Consider the following 17,589-nt stretch of genomic DNA (forward strand, 5'->3'; position numbering starts at 1 on the left):
CGACAGATTGGTGTTATGCTTAGGCCATCGTCGGCCAGTTAAGAGACTAAACGTGTCCTCAAGCAATATTGAAAATGAATTGGGCGCCCTGAAAGATGCGGTGGCAATGGCATTGGATTATGCCAAAGCATTGGGTACCAGTGATGCAGAGGTTGCTATCAGTAAGCAACAGGGATTATCTGTTTCTACCCGTCTAAAAGAAGTGGAAACGGTGGAGTTCAACAAGGATGGTGCCTTGGGGATTACCCTTTACCGCGATGGCCGTAAAGGCAGTTCATCCACGTCTGATTTGAGCTCGGAAGCGATTCGTACTGCGGTGCAGGCCGCTAATGATATTGCTCGTTATACCAGCGAAGACCCTTGCAGTGGGTTGGCTGATAAGGCTCTGATGGCAAAAGTGTTTCCGGATCTGGATCTTTATCATCCAGCGACCTTGTCACCAGAGCAATTGGCTGAATTAGCCATCAGTGCTGAAACTGTTGCGCTGGATGCCGATAGTCGTATTACCAATTCAGATGGCGCCAGTGCTAATGCTCACACCGGGATCAAGGTTTATGGTAATAGCCATGGTTTCCTCAATGGCTATGCGAGTTCCCGCTATAGCCTAAGTTGTGTGGTTATTGGTCAGGATGATAATGGGGAGATGCAGCGGGATTATGATTATAGCGTTGCACGTCATTTTGACAGCTTATTAACACCGGTCCAAATCGGCATGCAGGCTGCGCAGAAAACCTTAAGTCGGTTAGGTGGTCGTAAAATTGCTACCTGTAAACTGCCTGTATTGTTTAGTGCTGATGTGGCTACCGGCCTATTGGGCCATTTGGTTGGGGCGATCAGCGGCAGTAGCTTATATCGCCAATCCAGCTTCCTACAGGACTCCTTAGGGCAACAGTTATTCCCTCAATGGTTGTCGATTATTGAACAGCCACATTTGCTGCGAGGGCTAGCTAGCGCGCCTTATGACAGTGAAGGGGTCGCAACCCGGGAGCGGGCGATTATTGAGCAGGGTCAGTTGGAAACTTATTTGTTGACCAGTTACTCTGCCCGTAAATTGGGTATGACAAATACCGGCCATGCTGGTGGTATTTATAACTGGGCGGTGCAGGATTCTGGTCAGTCATTTGACCAACTGGTGAAAGCTATGGGGACGGGTTTGATTGTGACCGAAGTGATGGGCCAAGGTGTTAATATGGTAACAGGGGATTATTCCCGTGGTGCCGCTGGCTTCTATGTGGAAAATGGTGAAATTCAATACCCGGTGGAAGAAATTACGATTGCTGGCAATTTAAAGGATATGTTCCGCAATATTCAGGCGATCAGTAATGGACCGGATTTGCGCTCACCAATCCGTACCGGGGCAATTTTGCTGGATCAGATGAAGATAGCCGGTAATTAACGGTAATTGTTTTTAAGCAAATGCGGGCCAAGGCCCGCATTTTTTATCCTACTGTTTTGGTTAATCAGTTTCTGGTGGCAAGGTATAACAGCGGCGTCCCCGTTGTTTGCTCATGTACAGACGTTTATCTGCAAGTTCAAACAGTTCATTTATAGGGGCTTCCTCACTGCCCGCAACACCGATACTCAGGCTGATATGGCATTGGGTTTCCCGTAGTGGCCTGCTCGCCATCATTTCCATACAGGCATCCAGTTGGCGACGTAGTACTTCAATACGAACCTTGGTTAATACAGCAAATTCATCCCCACCATAGCGATATACCCGCTCATGTCCCCATAGTGAACGTAAGATAGCCCCGACTCTGGATAGCACCAAATCACCAAATTGATGGCCGAACTTATCATTGAGTTGTTTGAAGTAATCTACATCAATCAGCAATAACTGAAAGGATTTACCACGGTTACACAGGCTGGAGAAATCCCGTTCAAATGCACGGCGGTTTTTTACTCGGGTGAGAGGGTCAAAATAAAGCTCATGTTTATTGTGTAGGTACTCATCCCGCAAACATTCAATTTCCGACAGGCTATCTTGGATAAACCAGTGACTGGTGTGGCGATCGTTTAACGGAGGAAGTGGTGTTTGGCCACTGATTTCACGTATCGCGCCGTTTAGCTGCAGTTGCTCTTGGCGTACAACCAATAGTAGGAAGTACAGTGAACAGGCAAATACTGCTAGCAGACTGATGATCGGGACGACAGATATTTTAAATTTACTCATCAGCATTTCCCGGAATACTTCCGGTGGAATATACAAATTCAGGGTCCAAGGCTGATTGAGTACATTGACCGTCATATGGTAGCCATATTGCAACAAGGTCGGATCATTATCCCGGTCGGTAGTATGGCTAAGAGTCGGCAGAGCGCCACTGCCAGTTTCCATTAACACATGATGCAGATGGTTTAACAGGAATAAGCGTTCCCGATTATCCCTTAGACTTTGATCCATGGCATATTGCAGTGGTACAGCATTGATATCGACCATCAGCAGACCGATCAATTGTCGCTTATGACCGTAGATGCGCCGGATCATAGTAAAAATATCATGTCTGCTGTTGAGTTTTAGATAGGGGCCAACCAAAGAGACTCCTTTTTGTTTTGCGCCAATAAACCAAGGGCGGTTGGTAGCATCAAAACGGGTGGGTTGGGTAAATTCTGGGTAGGATGAAATGGTATTAAACAGCAAATTATAAAAGAAAATATGGTGACGAGGGTTTTGGATTTTATCCGCTAGCACCCAATAGTCATTGATGACGGATTGGTTTTGATACACTTTTTCCGTCATGATGGATTTGGCAACGACATTGATTTGTCGACGACTGTCCTCCAATGGTTGTTGGATATCATTCATCACTAGGTTGTTCAGCGTGTAGTGATACACCTTGAGATAATTTTGCACATCAAATTGAAAGCTACCCCAAGTTTGCAGGGCAGTGATAATTATAACCACTATGCTTAGAAGGATAAACACCCGGGTAAGGTGGTAATTCACTCTTCCTCTTAACGGCATACCAAGTCTGTTTATTTGGAATAATTGTTATTATATACAGTGAATTAGTAGCTAAATATAGACCTAGCGCATACTTAACAGTAATAGTTTATGCTGCATCACTATATTTAACTAATATTCAATATATGCTGATGATTTTACAGCCATTTGTGGTAAAAAATGTAAAAAGCCACCTTTGAGAGGTGGCTTTTTGAAGCGGCTGGATAAGTTAGTCTTCCAGTGCGATCATGTCGGCCCACAGGTCATGCTCATCTGAATGAGTGATGACGGCGCGCACCATATCACCGGGAGATAGCTCCGTTTCACCATTGAGAAAGACCATTCCGTCAATCTCAGGTGCATCAGCATAAGAGCGGCCGATGGCCCCTTCTTCATCTACTTCATCAATCAAAATATCCAGCTCTCGACCGACTAACCGGGCCAGGCGCTCAGCACTGATTTCAGCTTGAACAGCCATAAAACGGCGGTATCTGTCTTCTTTAATTTCTTCGCTGATCAATTCGCCCAAAGTATTCGCAACTGCGCCTTCTACTTCTGAGTATTTGAAACAGCCAACCCGATCCAGTTTAGCTTCGTGTAAGAAGTCTAGCAGGATATTAAAATCCTCTTCGGTTTCGCCGGGAAAACCGACAATAAAGGTGGAGCGGATGACCAGATCGGGACAGATTTCCCGCCACTGTTTGATGGCGTCTAACTGACGATCAACCCGGCCCGGCCGTTTCATCATTTTTAAGATTCGTGGGCTAGCATGTTGCAGGGGCAGATCCAGATAAGGCAGGAGCAAACCCTCGGCCATCAATGGAATGAGCTCATCAACCCAAGGGTATGGGTAGACATAATGTAGTCGTACCCAAGCGCCCATTTGCCCCAATTTGCGAGCCAGCGCAGTAATATCCTGTTTGACCGGCATGCCATTCCAGAAATCTGTGCGGCCACCTTTATCTTTACCGTATGCAGAGGTGTCTTGGCTGACGACAAGTATCTCTTGTACGCCACTTTCTACCAGGCGTTTGGCCTCATCCAATACGCTGCCGACCGGACGGCTATCCAGGTCACCACGTAACTCGGGAATAATGCAAAAAGTACAACGGTTATCGCACCCTTCTGAGATTTTCAGATAAGCATAATGTTTTGGTGTCAATTTTACCCCAGTTTGCGGTATCAGACTGGTGAAGGGATTGTGCTCCGGTTTAGGTACATATTTGTGTACATGCTTAATCACCTCTTCGTAGCTATGGGGGCCCGTGATTTCTAGTACATCAGGATGAACTTGACGGATTTGATTTTCTTTCGCACCAAGGCAGCCGGTAACCAGTACTTTTCCATTTTCTTCCAGCGCTTCGCGGATGGCGTCCAGAGATTCTTGCACGGCGGCATCAATAAAACCGCAGGTGTTTACAATCACTAAGTCAGCGTTCTGGTAAGTGCTAACAACTTCGTAGCCATCGATGCGCAGTTGCGTCAGGATGCGTTCTGAATCTACTAGGTTTTTGGGGCACCCCAGCGAGACAAAGCCGATGCGCTTACTGTTACAGGGGGCATCATCAGTCATGCTGGTGGCTAACGTCTTTTCTGCTGTTTCCAGAGTGGTGGTTTGTTTAGGGTTAAAGGTTTCAACAGTCATTGTTATTCAGACTTTTTTGTCGCTAAGGAAATCAAAAAGTTGGCAGCGATTATACATAATGATAGAGGAGAAATAGAGTGTAAAATGCACTATTCTGTGGGCGGGATAGATTAATCGATAAGTTGTTAATGCTTATTTATCAATGCAGTACATTTTTATTCGCGGTTGAATAAAATAATGAGGTTGAAACGCGAGTAAAATTACCATTTCTATGGTCTAACCTATTCCTGTTTTACAGGTCGCGCATTCAACCCCGAAGTGCACCACTCGCTTCATTAAGCTGCTTTTCGTAATTCATCGAATACTACAGCAGGCTGTTTGAAACCAAGGCACTTTCTCGGACGTGAGTTAAGTGCTCGTTCGATGTCAGCAATTTGCTTATCCGTTACCGTGCGTAAATCAGTTCCCTTGCGGATATACTGCCGCAACAGACCATTGAAATTCTCATTCAACCCACGTTCCCATGATGAGTATGGGTTGGCGAAATAGATATCTACCTTCAGTGCTTGTGCAACCTTTTGATGGTCACAGAACTCGCTGCCATTGTCCGCTGTGATAGTGTGAACGTGACTGCGATACCGCCAAAGCATGCCTATCATGGCTCGGCTCACATCGGCTGCGCTTTTGGCGGGCACTTTACGGATTAGATACAGTTTGCTTTTGCGTTCAACCAAACTGACTATAGCGCCAGTGCCTTGTTTTCCCAACACCGTATCGGCTTCCCAATCACCTAATCGTGCTTTTTCGTCGACAACTGCCGGCCGGTGTTCAATACCTATGCGATTTGGAATGATAACCCGTTTCGCACGACAGCCTTTGCGGTATTTACGATGACCGCGTCTCAGCGCTTTATAGAGCTTTCCGCCACGCTGCTTGTCCTGCTGAACAAAGCCATAAATCCATGCATGACTGACAGGGTAACCGATAAGTTGACCTACGCCCGCGATTTGTTCTGGACTCCACTTTTGCTTCAGTCCGAACTCAACGAAAGTGACGGTCGTTACAGACACTCGATTTTTGGCAGCCTGGCAGCGGCGCTTAACTGTCTTGGCCTGTGCAACTTCAGGCAAATAATGATTGTCACGAATACGGTTACGACGAACCTCTCTACTCACCGTGCTGTGGCTCACTTTTAAGCGTTTGCCGATTGCTCGATAGCTGAAGCCCTCGCGTAGGTAGGCTTCGATCTGGTATCGTTGCCCTTCGATCAACTGCTTGTAACTCATGGTAATGACTTCTATTTGTTTGGCGACGATAGAGTACCACCTACAGGCAGTTGATCTCTTCTTACCGTTTAACCATGAGTGGTGCACTTATTATCTGAATTCAAGGTGTATAAGATAAATATAGTGTTAAGCCGCTAGAAAATAAGGAGTTGGTAATGAAATGTCCGATAAAGTTAGCCTATTGTTTGGCTGCATTGAATGTGATGACAATATTACCTTTAGCCGCTCAAGCTGCTGATTTTGCACGGTTGGATACTATCGGGAGTGCACGGGTTTCCGCACCAGCAGATATGGCCATAATCCATATGACAGTTCAGGTTTCAGCGCCGGATGCGATCAGTGCCAAAAGTCTGTCTGATGATGCCGTTGCGAAATTGATTGCTCGCTTACAGCAAAATGGTATTACCCGGGCAGATATTCAGAGTGCGAATTTGGATTTGCAGCCACAATACCGTTTCCCTGAGGGCAAAGCGGCAGAGTTAACCGGTTATCGGGCTAGCCGGGCTGTCAGTGTGATGCTAAGAAAATTATCACAGCTGGATGAAGTGCTTAATGCTGGTTTAAACAGTGGTCTGAATCAAGTCGATCAGATTGAATTTACCAGTAGCCAGATGGACAAGTTAAAAACTCAAGCTAGAGCGGCAGCCATTGCTGATGCTCAAAATAAAGCCTCTGCGTTAGCTAAGGGATTTGGGACTAAGTTGGGACCGGTTTGGCATATTCGCTATCTGACCCGCCAGCCTGTTGCTCCGGTGATGTATGCCAGCAAGGCTCGTAATGATGCTGTTGCAGAAAGTTATCAGCCATCCCACATCAATGTGGCTGATGAAGTAGAAGTGACCTATCGCCTTAAACCTTAATCGTTTGGTAAAGTAATCCTTAAGGATTGTCACGGACTCCCAGTCCTAGCTTCTGCTCTGCCAGTCCGTGTCAATCAGATTATACCGAGTGTGTAATGAGGTAATTTTCTATCTGTTCAGCCAGCCAATTTACTGCGGGGCCTGCCGGGTGCTCCGCACAAGTGATAAGACCATAAGGGTGCCAGTTCATGGCGGTTTTATTTTTTAATACCCGGATCACGCCATTTCTCAAATCTGGTTGGATCAATAATGCGGGGATATAAGCCCAGCCTAAGGCATCTTGCACTGCATCGCGCAAAAACTCATAGAATGGTAATGCCATATAATGCGGAGAGATTTGCTCGACCGGTTTAAGGGACTCATCATCAAGATACGCCAGTGTAATTTGGGTGTATTGTTGCAAATCGTCATGGTTGACTTTGGCTAATCGCGTCAGAGCATGACTGTGGTGGGCAACAGCCATCATCCGCAGTTGCCCCAGATGGGCAAAGTGGCAACGACTGACGCTGGTCTGGCGTGGAAACAGGCCAAAGGCGGCATCAACAAAGCCTTTTTCAACCATATCTTCTAATTCTTGGGTCGGCGCCACATAGAGAGAAAGATTCGTGGCAGTAAAACGATGGCGAAAGGCTGGAATAAGACGACGCCAAAATTCTTCTGGCAGGGCATCATCCCGGGCAACCAGTAAGCGGCTTTCGACCCCGAGTTGTGCTTGGCTACACTTCTGCTCAATTTGCTCGTTCAGTTGCAACATACGTTCAAAATCGGCCAAGACCGACTCGCCAAGGGCGGTGGGCTCGATATGGTTGCCGCTGCGGATCAGTAATTTGGCATTAAGTTGGTTTTCCAGTGCGCCCAATGCAGTACTGACTGTGGTTCGGCTTTTACCCAGTCGGGCGGCGGCTTGACTGATGGAGCCGAGTTGGCAGGCCTGCACAAACATGGCTATCTGACTTAACTTCATCTAGTTTCCCTATCCTTGTGTCCCTCAGTGTTACTTAGGCCTGATGCCAGCGTCAATTATTCCGTCACTGAGCGGTTTTGCTGCGGCTGATTGTTCACCTATTATTTTGTTAAATCAACTAATTAAATAATGAAAGGAAGGTGTGTGATGGCGCGGGCATGGTTATTTCTGTTACTGGCGATTGGCAGCGAGGTGGCGGCAACCTCTGTCATGGGGCAGGCAGGAGCCGTTGCCAAATGGTTGGCCGCGTTACTGATGTATCTGTTAATTGCCCTGTCTTATTATCTGCTATCGCTGGCGGTGAAAAAGATTTCTGTCAGTGTTGCCTATGCCACTTGGGAAGGCATGGGGATCGGGATTATCACCTTGTTATCCGTATTTGTGTTTCAGGTTCCCTTGAGCAGTCAGCAGTTGCTGGGAGTGATGATTGCGATTGTGGGGATTATCTGTGTCAATATGGGTGAGCAGCATCAGGAGCAGTCGTAATGGATCAGGCATGGATGGTGGCGTTTATGTTGTTGGTGTTGGCTGCTGGCCTGGATATTGCCGCTAATATGGCATTGGCTAAATCCTGTGGTTTTATTCATAAAGGGTGGGGAATTTCCGCCCTAGTCTTGGTGATGTTGGCATTTACCTGTTTGGCTCAAGCCGTCAGAGAAATCGATTTAGCGGTGGCTTATGCAACTTGGGGCGCTTTGGGGATTTTGGGAACAGCACTGGGCGGCGTATTTTTATTAAAGCAGCCGTTAAAGCCGGTTGGCTGGCTAGGGATTGTGCTGGTGGTGATCGCTGTGGTAGTGATGAAAACGGCTTAATATCAACATAATTTCAAAATTAATGAATCATACAAAAGCCGGCGCCGCACATAAAAGCGGTACCGGCTTTTATATCGGTATTACATCAGTCCTTCGGCAGCAAGCGCCTGTTGCATAATGGGCACTCGTTTGTCCATTGTCGGCCAGAAACTGTCTCCTTCAATATTCATCGCAAAGTAACTGATATCTTTAGTCGCAGATTCGATATAACCGACATACCAGCCTAGGTAACGATTATTACCTATTTCTCCCCCTCCGGTTTTACCGTACAGACGATAATAGGCCGTTTGTTGGATCAACATCACTTGTTTTAGTGCTGCTAGGCTTTGGCCTTTGACAGGTAATTTGCCCTGGTGCAACTGTCGTAAAAAATTGATTTGCTGCTGCGCTGATATTTTCAGGCTGCCATTAAGCCAAAAACCATTAATGCCTGAGCTGATGTCATGGTTGCCATAGTTGAATTTATTTAGGTATTGCTGCATCCGTGAAGCGCCGATTTCAACGGTTAATTGACGAAAAATTGGTACAGCTGAATGGGAAAATGCGATTGGTAATGTAACGGGATTTTGATACCAAATTTCTGGCCACCATCCCTGACGTGGATATTTATTTTTATCAAAGCTCAGCATTTGAGACAGATTTTTAATCACGCCTGTATCTAGGGCGATTAAGCTGTTGGGAATTTTGAAAGTAGAAAAAGGCGAGAAAGGAACGGTTGCTCGGTGCGGGTTTATCTGTTTAATCACGCCTTTATCATTGGCAATAATTAGGGTGCAGTTTGTCCCGCAGAGCCATGCGGTGTTTATTGACTGAGCCTGCGCTGAATAGACAGGTAGCAATGTCGTAATTAATAGAATTATTAGAGTAAAGGCTTTTGTACCACCGATGGGGCGTTTTAACATCAATAACCGCATTGGAAAAATAGACATGGCAACATAAGGTTATGAGTAATATATAAATTATCGATGTTGATCACATAGCATTCAAGGTTGGACTGGTGTTTTATCCTGCAACTGACTGTGAGCAATGTTGTGTTTTCCTACTTTAACAGACTGCGCGCAATTAGCGCGCGGTCGTAATAATCCATATTTGGGCTAATTAACGCCTGAATAGGACAATAGTTTTTTGTCGTCCAGTTAGCCTTGGTGTCCTGTTATTGCCGTTGTACCGCGGTATTGTTGTTGCCGTTGGCTCATTTCAATCGCAGGGACAGTAATTTTATCTTCCAGCAGTAAATCGGCTACGCTCTGGTCAAATGAACGGTAATGCAGTTTGACGTTAACTTGATAGTCCGTCACTCCGTTGGGGAGTGTGAAAGGATAAGCTACGGTACGGCTGCCTTTAGCCGGAATAGTATTTTGGTGGCTGAATTTTGCGACCTTCCACGGCTTATGCTCTAGCTTGCCATGAACATCAACAGCGGTGTCCTGAAAGATAACAGTATTCTCTGGCAGGCTGTTGTCAGCTTGTAAACTGCCTGAGCGCAATAGCTCTTTCCCCTGGTTATCTGTAATCACCACTTCTAACCAAACTTGGCGGATAAAGGTCAGACTGGTGGGCAGGGCGTGACCGGCTCTGCGGTTGTATACCGTTACCTCCAGTACTGGCGCATCTTGCTTGCCACTGATACGGGTGTCAAGTTCGGCTGCGGTTTGCAGACGTTTTTTCGCCTCATCAGCATGGGCTTGGGCGCCCGGTACGCCAAGCAATGGGGCAACTACGGCATTGCCGCCAACAAAGTTATGGTCATGTACCAAGGCGCGGGGCTTGCCTCCCATTCCTGCTTTACCACCAAGCCCATGATCTTTGAGATCTTTAGCTGGCTTCATTTCATCAGCAACACGGATAGCCGTGTCGACTGGCACCATATGACAGTCCTGGCATTGAATTTCTGCTTTAGCGTAGGGGGAGTTTTTCCATTCTTGGTAAGTGTGCTCCAGTGGGAAGCTGTCATGAACCGGATTGAACACATTATGGCAGTTGGCACAGAATTCAGATTTAGTATGCAGTTCGGAATAGACAACTTTATGTCCGAATGATTTAGCATCACTCAATGGGCCACGTTTGGCGCCATCCGCCGCTAATGCTAAAGAGGCATTGCCATGCTCACCGTTGGCGGTTTTGCTGATATTGGTATCAACGACACTATGGCACACTTCGCAACTGACGCCCTGTGTGGCTGCGCCTTGAGTGGTAAAGCCACCATATTTACCTGATTCTGATTTGAACTCGACTGTTTGGGTAACCGTACCTAACGCGGTATGACAGCCGCCACACAGATTGCGGGTAGCACCTTGGGTTTCGGTTTCGCCCATGGCCCACTCAGCCTGAAAAACAGGATCAATGAAGGCGATAGAGTGCATGGAGCCTTGCCAGCCTTTAAATTGTCGAGGATGGCAGCCTTTGCAGTTTTTGGCATCTTTAAACTGGTTTATCTCAACTTTTGCCCCGTCTTTAACGGTCAGATTAGACAAGGGAAAAGGCATAGGATCTGCCGCGAGTGCGGCCATTGGCAGGGTAGCAGACAGTAACAGTGCAAGGGTCGTTTTTTTCATCATCTTATAATCAAATTAGCTGCGCCGGTTCGGCATGGTTAAAGCGTGATATCGCCTACTTGTTAAATTAAGTTAAATTCGATAGGGAATGTGTTTTCCGTCTCGCAACTTTATTATTTCAAGGTATATAGTTGTAATTTGTGATGAATGCGTGCTGTGGTTGCAAATTGTTGCATTTTGTTCTGTTTATGCTTTTATTTATGTTTTAAATCAATTTGTTAAAGTTTATTTTTAATCGTTTCTGATTTTTTCGTTTAATTTTTTGCGCTGTAATTGTCTCAATAAATTAGGGTTTGATTTGTTTTTTCTGTGGCTTATGTGTGAATGCTTATTATTGCTGGCAAAAGAATCATTTTATCTGTATTTGAATAATGCTGTTGGCAAGTAACGATGGTAAAAAGCCGTCGCAAAAAATCATGACATCGAGTATGGATAAGATAACGGGGGCTTTGCGATTAACTTGGCAGTAGTCTGCAAGTGGATATCAATGCTCAGGTTTTACACTAACCCAGTTGTAGCAGGTTGTAGTTCTGGTTTTTATCTCCCGGTGGCAGATAGACTAGTCACCGGGTAAGTATGCTAATGCGTGTTGGCCTTTTGGGGTTAAATCATGTTTTAGATAAGAGTGTTTTCATTGCGACGAGTGGTTTGCCGCCTAGCATGCTAAGCAAGAACCGCTCAACAAAGCGTAAAATTGCTTTTAGCCAAATTGTGCGGCGGCTTTTGGGGCTCTTTTCTACTGTGTTATCGGTTTATCAGGTAGCGCAACTATCTATCAAAGCTTCAGCCTTGTATAAAGACCCCCTAAATCGCTGCAAAAACAAGTTTGAAAGGTCAACAGAACCTAATCAATCAGACCATATTGCTGTAATACCTGAATAATCTTTGCTCGAGGTTGCTGAGTTAGTGGCAGTGGTTTACCGGTGATCTTTGCTGCCATATCGGTATAAATACGCGATGTTTGCAGCATAATTTCCTCTGGCAGCGCAGTTTCTCGCGCTAATGCTTGGCGCTGCTCCATCTTATCTTTATTGAGCAAAATATCTGCGTCGGGAAAATATTGGAGCAAAAACTGGCGGAATCCTTCTTTTGAGTTTTCTACAATTCGGCCATCTCGAAAGGCTGCGCCGTCCCAGATCCGGGATGAGTCAGGAGTGCCAACCTCATCCATATAAATCAGCTGGTCACGACCATCTTTGTCTTTGACATAGCCAAATTCAAATTTGGTATCGACAAATAACATATCTTGCTTTGCCAAAGCATCGCTAATCAAGGCAAAGCCACGCTGCAGTAGCTGTTCATAAGTATCAATGTCTTCAACACAGTTAAAGCCGAAAGCCTGATAGTTATCCTGTAGTTGCTGGCGACTAACATTGACATCATCTTGCTCGGGCACGCCAGTCAGCCCGGTCAAAATCCCTTTGGTTGAGGGGGTCAGTAGTGGTTGCGGCAGCTGTTGGTTTTGCTGTAATCCTTCTGGCAGGCGAATACCACAAAATACTCGTTCACCAGCAGCATAAGCTCGCCACATGGAACCAGTAATATAACGGCGGATAATGGCCTCGATTTTTAGTGGTCTGGCTTGGCGGACAATCCAGACCAGAGGGTGGGGAATATCGACAATATGGCTATCAGCCAAACCATGTTGGCGAAATAGCTCAAACCAGTGATTGGCGATGGTATTGAGTGCAGCTCCCTTGCCGGGGATGCCCTGCATTCCGCCTTCGCCATGGAAAATACAATCAAAAGCAGAAATGCGATCAGAGATCACCATTACGGCCAGTGGTGTATCAGCCGGAACCGGATAATGGCGTTGGTTGATTAAGCGGCGGCTGTCCGCATCGGTAAGCCAATATACGCTGCGGACCTTGCCGCTGTGCACTGGGCGGTCAGTGCAGATAGGTAAGTCATTATTGATGGCAAGTACGGCATCAGCTGGAGTCATGTCTCTGTCCTTTACGCGGCAGGGCTGGTGGTTATTGTTGATATAAAACAACCCGTTGTCATTGCGTGGCTATTTTACCCCGTCTACTTGTGCCTAGGCGTTCGCTTTCTAGGATTCAGAGTTTCTATCTATTTGTACTGATATCGATATTTCCCGCCGAAGCAATATGCTTATATAAATATATTATTTTCCATATATATGCCTTTTCGTATATTTAATGACCTGACTGTGTACCAATGAACACTGGCGTTGATAGCGCTGAATTCATAGTCTGAGTACAAAGATTGCTGAGCGTAAAGGAGGAATAGATGACACCACTGTTGTTATTTAAGGCGCTGGCCGATGATACCCGCTTAAGGTTGTTGCTGTTATTGCAGCAGCAAGGGGAGTTGTGCGTTTGTGAGTTAATGATGGCGTTAGGGCAGAGCCAGCCGAAAATATCTCGCCATCTGGCCCTGCTGCGACGAACAGGGCTGCTGGCGGATCGTCGTCAGGGACAGTGGGTGTTTTATCGTATCGATGAGTCATTGCCTGATTGGGGCACAGGTATCTTGCAACAAGCGTTGCATGCTGCTCCTGAGGTAGTGACTTCGATGGCTACCGCCTTGATGCAGATGGGAAATCGGCCGCAGCGGCAACGGAGCTGCTGTGAGCTTACTTGCGAGTAGCGCGGTACTGACAAAGGATAAAATCAGGTCGAAGGGACGCTGGGGGATAGGATAATGAGCATTCGTGTCGGAATAAATGGCTTTGGCCGCATGGGACGGCTGATATTACGTGCTGCTTGGTCTGAGCCAGAATTAGCGTTTGTCCATATTAATGATCCGGGTGGGGATGCTGCGACCTTGGCACATTTACTGGCGTTTGACTCCATTCATGGCCGGTGGGAGCAGCAGATAAGGGCAACGGCAGATAGCATAGTGATTAATGAGCAGCAAATTGGGTATAGCCAACACAGTGCGATTGCTGCAACGGATTGGTCTGGTTGTGATCTGGTGATTGAGGCATCCGGCGTGATGCGCAGTAAGGCAAAACTACAATCTTATCTGCAACAAGGGGTAAAACGTGTGGTTGTAACGGCACCAATGGCAGAGGCCGAGGTGCTGAATGTGGTGATGGGGGTGAACCATCACCACTATGATGCAGCAGTGCACCGGATTGTTACTGCAGCATCCTGCACCACAAATTGTTTGGCTCCCGTGGTAAAAGTGATTCACGAGCATATCGGGATCCGCCATGGCAGCATGACGACCATTCACGATATTACCAATACCCAGACTATTTTGGATGCCCCTCACCGGGATCTGCGTCGCGCCCGAGCGGCCGGACAAAGCCTGATCCCCACCACAACGGGCAGTGCTAAGGCTATCGGGCAGATTTTCCCGGCATTAAATGGCCGCTTAAACGGTCATGCCGTGCGCGTGCCGTTGGCTAATGCTTCTTTAACTGACTGTGTGTTTGAATTGCAGCGCCAAACGGATGAAGCTGAAGTTAATGGATTATTAGCGCGCGCGGCAGCAACAGAATTACAGGGCATATTGGGCTATGAGCCCCGGCCACTGGTATCGGTGGATTATAAAACTGACCCCCGTAGTGCCATCGTGGATGCCCAGTCAACCATGGTGGTTAATGGCACTCAGCTGAAATTGTATGTTTGGTATGACAATGAATGGGGATATGCCAACCGAGTGGCCGAGTTGGCCCTACTGGTGGGGCGGTCTGATTTAACGACTGTTTCTAGCGGGATATCAGTGTGATACGTCGTATAGTGCGATTGGGACAGTTACCAATACCTGTGCGGCAGTATCTGTTGATCACGGCAAACTATTGGGCATTTACGTTGACCGATGGCGCGCTGCGTATGTTAGTGGTATTGCACTTTCATACGCTGGGATACAGCGCGCTGCAAATTGCGCTGCTCTTTCTGTTTTATGAGTTTTTTGGTGTTGTCACTAATTTAGTGGGGGGCTGGCTGGGCGCTCGCATAGGTTTAAATCGAACGATGAACCTTGGGTTGGGGTTGCAATTAGTGGCGTTGGCCATGCTGTTGTTGCCGCCTGTGTGGCTAACCGTCCCTTGGGTGATGGCTGCGCAGGCTATCAGCGGTATTGCAAAAGATTTAAATAAAATGAGTGCTAAGAGTGCCATTAAGACCCTGGTGATCAATCCGGATAACCGTGAAGGTCGGCTTTATCATTGGGTGGCGCTTCTGACGGGGTCAAAAAATGCGTTAAAGGGTATTGGGTTTTTCCTCGGTGCAGCCCTTCTGACGGTCTTGGGTTTTACCTCTGCAATCCTAGTGATGTTATCTGGTCTTACCTTGGTATGGTTGGTAAGTCTCTTCAGTCTTAGATCGGGATTGGGGCAAGCCAAGCTGCGGCCAAAGTTCAGGGATATTTTTTCCAAAAGTCGGGCGGTGAATATCTTATCTGCCGCCAGACTTTGTCTGTTTGCTGCGCGGGATATCTGGTTTGTGGTGGCGCTCCCCGTTTATCTATCGACTCAGTTTGGTTGGTCTTATTGGCTGGTAGGCAGTTTTTTAGCCCTCTGGGTGATTGGCTATGGCTTGGTGCAGACCCAAGCGCCACGTTTGACTGGACGAATTAATACCCATTCACATACTCATGGTGAGTCATTTAATCCTGGGGCTCAGGCAGTTTATTGGGCTGGTATGTTGGCATGTATTCCTGCCGGGATTGCACTGATGTTGCAATTGAATTTTGCCTCGGAGATTGGGTTGAGTATTGGGCTATTGTGTTTTGGTGCGGTCTTTGCGCTGAATTCTTCCTTGCATAGTTACCTGATTGTCAGTTATGCCGATCAGGATGGGGTGTCGATGGACGTCGGGTTTTATTATATGGCTAATGCGATGGGTCGGTTGTTAGGCACAGTATTATCTGGTTGGGTTTTTCAACAGTGGGGGCTGGTGGCTTGTTTATGGATAAGCAGTATGTTGTTGTGCGTTACTACCTTAATCTCTATTGGGCTTAATAATAAAAATACTGAGCTGAATAAGTAAGAATTATCAATATTGCAATTGTGGTTTGTCTAGGCATTTTTATCAAAATGAGAGCACAGTAAATAGTGGGATATTGGCCATATTTAGTGAGTGTTTTAATAAATTATTAGTTATCTGGTTTTCTATATCAAAAATTTATTAAATGACAGTTGAATGGTGTTTTTGCTTGATTTGAAGCTATTTTGCGTGATTGATCACCAACCATGGTAATAGGAATACATCATGATAACTCCATCAGAGTTCTTGGGTGATGTATATGGTTACTACACCAGGGCGGGATCGCACTTTATTAAAAAATATGATCAAATAGCGGCGTCTTTTATTATTGGTCATTGCTATGGACTTGTTTGAACACCTCTCCGTCGTTACCGAAACACGCTCTGACATTAATCGTCGGCACGATCTTATTGATGTCATCTTTCTTGTTATTAGTGCCATTGCCTCAGGAGCTGAGGGTTGGCGCGATATTCAAGAGTTTGGGGACAATAAAATTGATTGGTTAAAGCAGTACCGTTTGTATGAATCAGGTGTTCCCCGCCGGCACACGATTGCGCGCATCTTGCGCGCTATTGAAGTCGAATCACTGCTGTTAGCCCTATTAAGCTGGGCCAATGAGCATCGTTACCATTCTGGTAAGCCACTGATTGCACTGGATGGCAAGGTACTTCGAGGGGCTTATCGTAATAACCCCAAGCAAGCATTGCAGCTTGTTACTGCATACGACTGTGAGAACGGACTCGTTCTCAGCCAGCGGCCGACAGCCAATAAAAACGGTGAAATCAAAGTTGTACGACAGATGCTCAAAGTCCTTGATATCAAAGGTGCCGTCATCACTATGGATGCACTCCATTGCCAGCGTGAAACGCTTGAGTTAATCAGCAGTAAGAAAGCTCATGTCGTTGTTCAAGTTAAGAAAAATCAACCTCTACTGCATAAATTTATTCGTTCTCAATTCCAAACTCTGTGTGATGCCAATAAGGAAAAGGTCATTACTGAAGTTATTCAGCAAGCTCATGGGCGTACAGAAGCACGTTACGTCTTTCAGTTAAAGGCTAAGCTCACCCCGGAGTTAATAGAGAAATGGCCGACCATCCGCAGTTTCATTGCGGTGGAGCGCCATCGTACTCAAGATGGTAAAACCTCAATCGATACCAGCTTCTACGTCAGCTCTTTATCACCAAAACATAAGCTTTTAGGACACTATATTCGTCAACACTGGCGTATTGAAAATAGTCAACATTACATCCTTGATGTTGTTTTTAAAGAGGATGCTTCGCGCATTGCAATGGGTGATGCCGTTGAAAATATGGCGCTATTTCGCCGGTTTGTGATGAACCTGTTGCAGCAGTGCCATTGTGATGCACCAAGCCAACGAAATAAGATAAAAAAGGCGGGCTGGAATGATGATTATCGTTCAAAGGTCTTCTTTGGATAAAAAGTCATCGAAGTATGCTCTCGCCCTGGTTACTACACGGATTGAGTCATATGTCATTGCTTTTTGTGTCGTCATGATATTGGTTTTGAATATCTGTAATGTGCAGCATTATTTTAGCTTGCGGGTTGATATGGATAATCGTATGGAGGTTGTTGATTCAAGACCGCAAGATAGTACATTGTTA

15 protein-coding genes are annotated in these 17,589 nt (G+C 46.3%); 8 read left to right on the forward strand and 7 right to left on the reverse strand.

Going from position 1 to position 17,589, the window contains the following annotated elements:
- The first annotated feature begins 52 nt into the window (after positions 1 to 52).
- Positions 53 to 1,396 (forward strand): metalloprotease PmbA, encoded by a 1,344-nt coding sequence (pmbA, locus tag NFHSH190041_RS02960; RefSeq protein ID WP_261923834.1) that lies wholly within the window; start codon positions 53 to 55, stop codon positions 1,394 to 1,396.
- Positions 1,397 to 1,456: 60 nt separating this feature from the next.
- Here the strand turns inward: pmbA and NFHSH190041_RS02965 are convergent, their stop codons facing one another.
- The 3 genes from NFHSH190041_RS02965 to NFHSH190041_RS02975 form a co-directional block, all read right to left on the reverse strand.
- Positions 1,457 to 2,944 carry a diguanylate cyclase gene (locus NFHSH190041_RS02965; protein WP_261923835.1) on the reverse strand — a complete coding sequence of 496 codons (1,488 nt, stop codon included), beginning with the start codon at positions 2,942 to 2,944 and terminating at the stop codon, positions 1,457 to 1,459.
- Between the two features lie 226 nt (positions 2,945 to 3,170).
- Entirely contained in the window at positions 3,171 to 4,586 is a 1,416-nt protein-coding gene (gene rimO, locus NFHSH190041_RS02970; RefSeq protein ID WP_261923836.1) for a 30S ribosomal protein S12 methylthiotransferase RimO, read from the reverse strand.
- 275 nt (positions 4,587 to 4,861) lie between these two features.
- Positions 4,862 to 5,812, reverse strand: coding sequence for an IS30 family transposase (locus NFHSH190041_RS02975; RefSeq protein WP_261921717.1), 951 nt, complete (start codon positions 5,810 to 5,812; stop codon positions 4,862 to 4,864).
- A 155-nt stretch (positions 5,813 to 5,967) separates the two neighbouring features.
- On the opposite strand from NFHSH190041_RS02975, the gene NFHSH190041_RS02980 reads away from it, so the two are divergent.
- On the forward strand, positions 5,968 to 6,672 hold the full coding sequence (locus NFHSH190041_RS02980) for an SIMPL domain-containing protein (protein ID WP_261923837.1): 705 nt from the start codon (positions 5,968 to 5,970) through the stop codon (positions 6,670 to 6,672).
- Between the two features lie 79 nt (positions 6,673 to 6,751).
- Here NFHSH190041_RS02980 and NFHSH190041_RS02985 read toward each other — a convergent pair whose 3' ends face one another.
- Positions 6,752 to 7,636, reverse strand: coding sequence for a LysR family transcriptional regulator (locus NFHSH190041_RS02985; protein ID WP_261923838.1), 885 nt, complete (start codon positions 7,634 to 7,636; stop codon positions 6,752 to 6,754).
- Between the two features lie 147 nt (positions 7,637 to 7,783).
- Here NFHSH190041_RS02985 and NFHSH190041_RS02990 point away from each other — a divergent pair, with 147 nt between their 5' ends.
- Both NFHSH190041_RS02990 and NFHSH190041_RS02995 read left to right on the forward strand, forming a co-directional pair.
- A complete protein-coding gene (locus NFHSH190041_RS02990; protein WP_261925016.1) occupies positions 7,784 to 8,122 on the forward strand; it encodes a DMT family transporter in 339 nt (112 codons plus the stop codon).
- Positions 8,122 to 8,451 carry an SMR family transporter gene (locus tag NFHSH190041_RS02995; protein ID WP_261923839.1) on the forward strand — a complete coding sequence of 110 codons (330 nt, stop codon included), beginning with the start codon at positions 8,122 to 8,124 and terminating at the stop codon, positions 8,449 to 8,451. Before NFHSH190041_RS02990 ends, NFHSH190041_RS02995 begins: the two co-directional genes overlap by 1 nt.
- 80 nt (positions 8,452 to 8,531) lie before the next feature.
- Here NFHSH190041_RS02995 and NFHSH190041_RS03000 read toward each other — a convergent pair whose 3' ends face one another.
- The 3 genes from NFHSH190041_RS03000 to NFHSH190041_RS03010 all read right to left on the reverse strand — a co-directional run bounded on the left by NFHSH190041_RS03000 (position 8,532) and on the right by NFHSH190041_RS03010 (position 12,951).
- On the reverse strand, positions 8,532 to 9,197 hold the full coding sequence (locus tag NFHSH190041_RS03000; protein WP_261923840.1) for a penicillin-binding transpeptidase domain-containing protein: 666 nt from the start codon (positions 9,195 to 9,197) through the stop codon (positions 8,532 to 8,534).
- Positions 9,198 to 9,587: 390 nt separating this feature from the next.
- A complete protein-coding gene (locus NFHSH190041_RS03005; protein WP_261923841.1) occupies positions 9,588 to 11,009 on the reverse strand; it encodes a multiheme c-type cytochrome in 1,422 nt (473 codons plus the stop codon).
- 841 nt (positions 11,010 to 11,850) lie between these two features.
- Positions 11,851 to 12,951, reverse strand: coding sequence for a phosphoribosylaminoimidazolesuccinocarboxamide synthase (locus tag NFHSH190041_RS03010; RefSeq protein ID WP_261923842.1), 1,101 nt, complete (start codon positions 12,949 to 12,951; stop codon positions 11,851 to 11,853).
- A gap of 308 nt (positions 12,952 to 13,259) precedes the next feature.
- Between NFHSH190041_RS03010 and NFHSH190041_RS03015 the strand changes: the two genes are divergently transcribed.
- The 4 genes from NFHSH190041_RS03015 to NFHSH190041_RS03030 all read left to right on the forward strand — a co-directional run bounded on the left by NFHSH190041_RS03015 (position 13,260) and on the right by NFHSH190041_RS03030 (position 17,405).
- Complete coding sequence (locus NFHSH190041_RS03015) at positions 13,260 to 13,619, forward strand: metalloregulator ArsR/SmtB family transcription factor (protein ID WP_261923843.1); 360 nt, start codon at positions 13,260 to 13,262, stop codon at positions 13,617 to 13,619.
- Between the two features lie 54 nt (positions 13,620 to 13,673).
- The gene (locus NFHSH190041_RS03020) at positions 13,674 to 14,708 is read left to right on the forward strand and encodes an ArsJ-associated glyceraldehyde-3-phosphate dehydrogenase (protein WP_261923844.1); all 1,035 of its coding nucleotides are present in this window, start codon (positions 13,674 to 13,676) and stop codon (positions 14,706 to 14,708) included.
- Positions 14,699 to 15,970, forward strand: a complete 1,272-nt coding sequence (gene arsJ / locus NFHSH190041_RS03025) for an organoarsenical effux MFS transporter ArsJ (protein ID WP_410010862.1) — start codon at positions 14,699 to 14,701, stop codon at positions 15,968 to 15,970. Before NFHSH190041_RS03020 ends, arsJ begins: the two co-directional genes overlap by 10 nt.
- A 337-nt stretch (positions 15,971 to 16,307) precedes the next feature.
- Complete coding sequence (locus NFHSH190041_RS03030; RefSeq protein WP_261923720.1) at positions 16,308 to 17,405, forward strand: ISAs1 family transposase; 1,098 nt, start codon at positions 16,308 to 16,310, stop codon at positions 17,403 to 17,405.
- Positions 17,406 to 17,589: the final 184 nt, after the last annotated feature.

The sequence above is a fragment of the Shewanella sp. NFH-SH190041 genome (assembly GCF_024363255.1).
In the GTDB taxonomy this organism is placed as follows: Bacteria; Pseudomonadota; Gammaproteobacteria; order Enterobacterales; family Shewanellaceae; genus Shewanella.

Excerpts from the sequence above, each read along its gene's own strand:
- rimO (WP_261923836.1), bottom strand. The coding sequence starts at position 4,586 with ATGACTGTTGAAACCTTTAACCCTAAACAAACCACCACTCTGGAAACA.
- NFHSH190041_RS02975 (WP_261921717.1), bottom strand. The coding sequence starts at position 5,812 with ATGAGTTACAAGCAGTTGATCGAAGGGCAACGATACCAGATCGAAGCC.
- NFHSH190041_RS02980 (WP_261923837.1), top strand. The coding sequence starts at position 5,968 with ATGAAATGTCCGATAAAGTTAGCCTATTGTTTGGCTGCATTGAATGTG.
- NFHSH190041_RS02985 (WP_261923838.1), bottom strand. The coding sequence starts at position 7,636 with ATGAAGTTAAGTCAGATAGCCATGTTTGTGCAGGCCTGCCAACTCGGC.
- NFHSH190041_RS02990 (WP_261925016.1), top strand. The coding sequence starts at position 7,784 with ATGGCGCGGGCATGGTTATTTCTGTTACTGGCGATTGGCAGCGAGGTG.
- NFHSH190041_RS02995 (WP_261923839.1), top strand. The coding sequence starts at position 8,122 with ATGGATCAGGCATGGATGGTGGCGTTTATGTTGTTGGTGTTGGCTGCT.
- NFHSH190041_RS03005 (WP_261923841.1), bottom strand. The coding sequence starts at position 11,009 with ATGATGAAAAAAACGACCCTTGCACTGTTACTGTCTGCTACCCTGCCA.
- NFHSH190041_RS03010 (WP_261923842.1), bottom strand. The coding sequence starts at position 12,951 with ATGACTCCAGCTGATGCCGTACTTGCCATCAATAATGACTTACCTATC.
- NFHSH190041_RS03015 (WP_261923843.1), top strand. The coding sequence starts at position 13,260 with ATGACACCACTGTTGTTATTTAAGGCGCTGGCCGATGATACCCGCTTA.
- NFHSH190041_RS03020 (WP_261923844.1), top strand. The coding sequence starts at position 13,674 with ATGAGCATTCGTGTCGGAATAAATGGCTTTGGCCGCATGGGACGGCTG.
- NFHSH190041_RS03030 (WP_261923720.1), top strand. The coding sequence starts at position 16,308 with ATGGACTTGTTTGAACACCTCTCCGTCGTTACCGAAACACGCTCTGAC.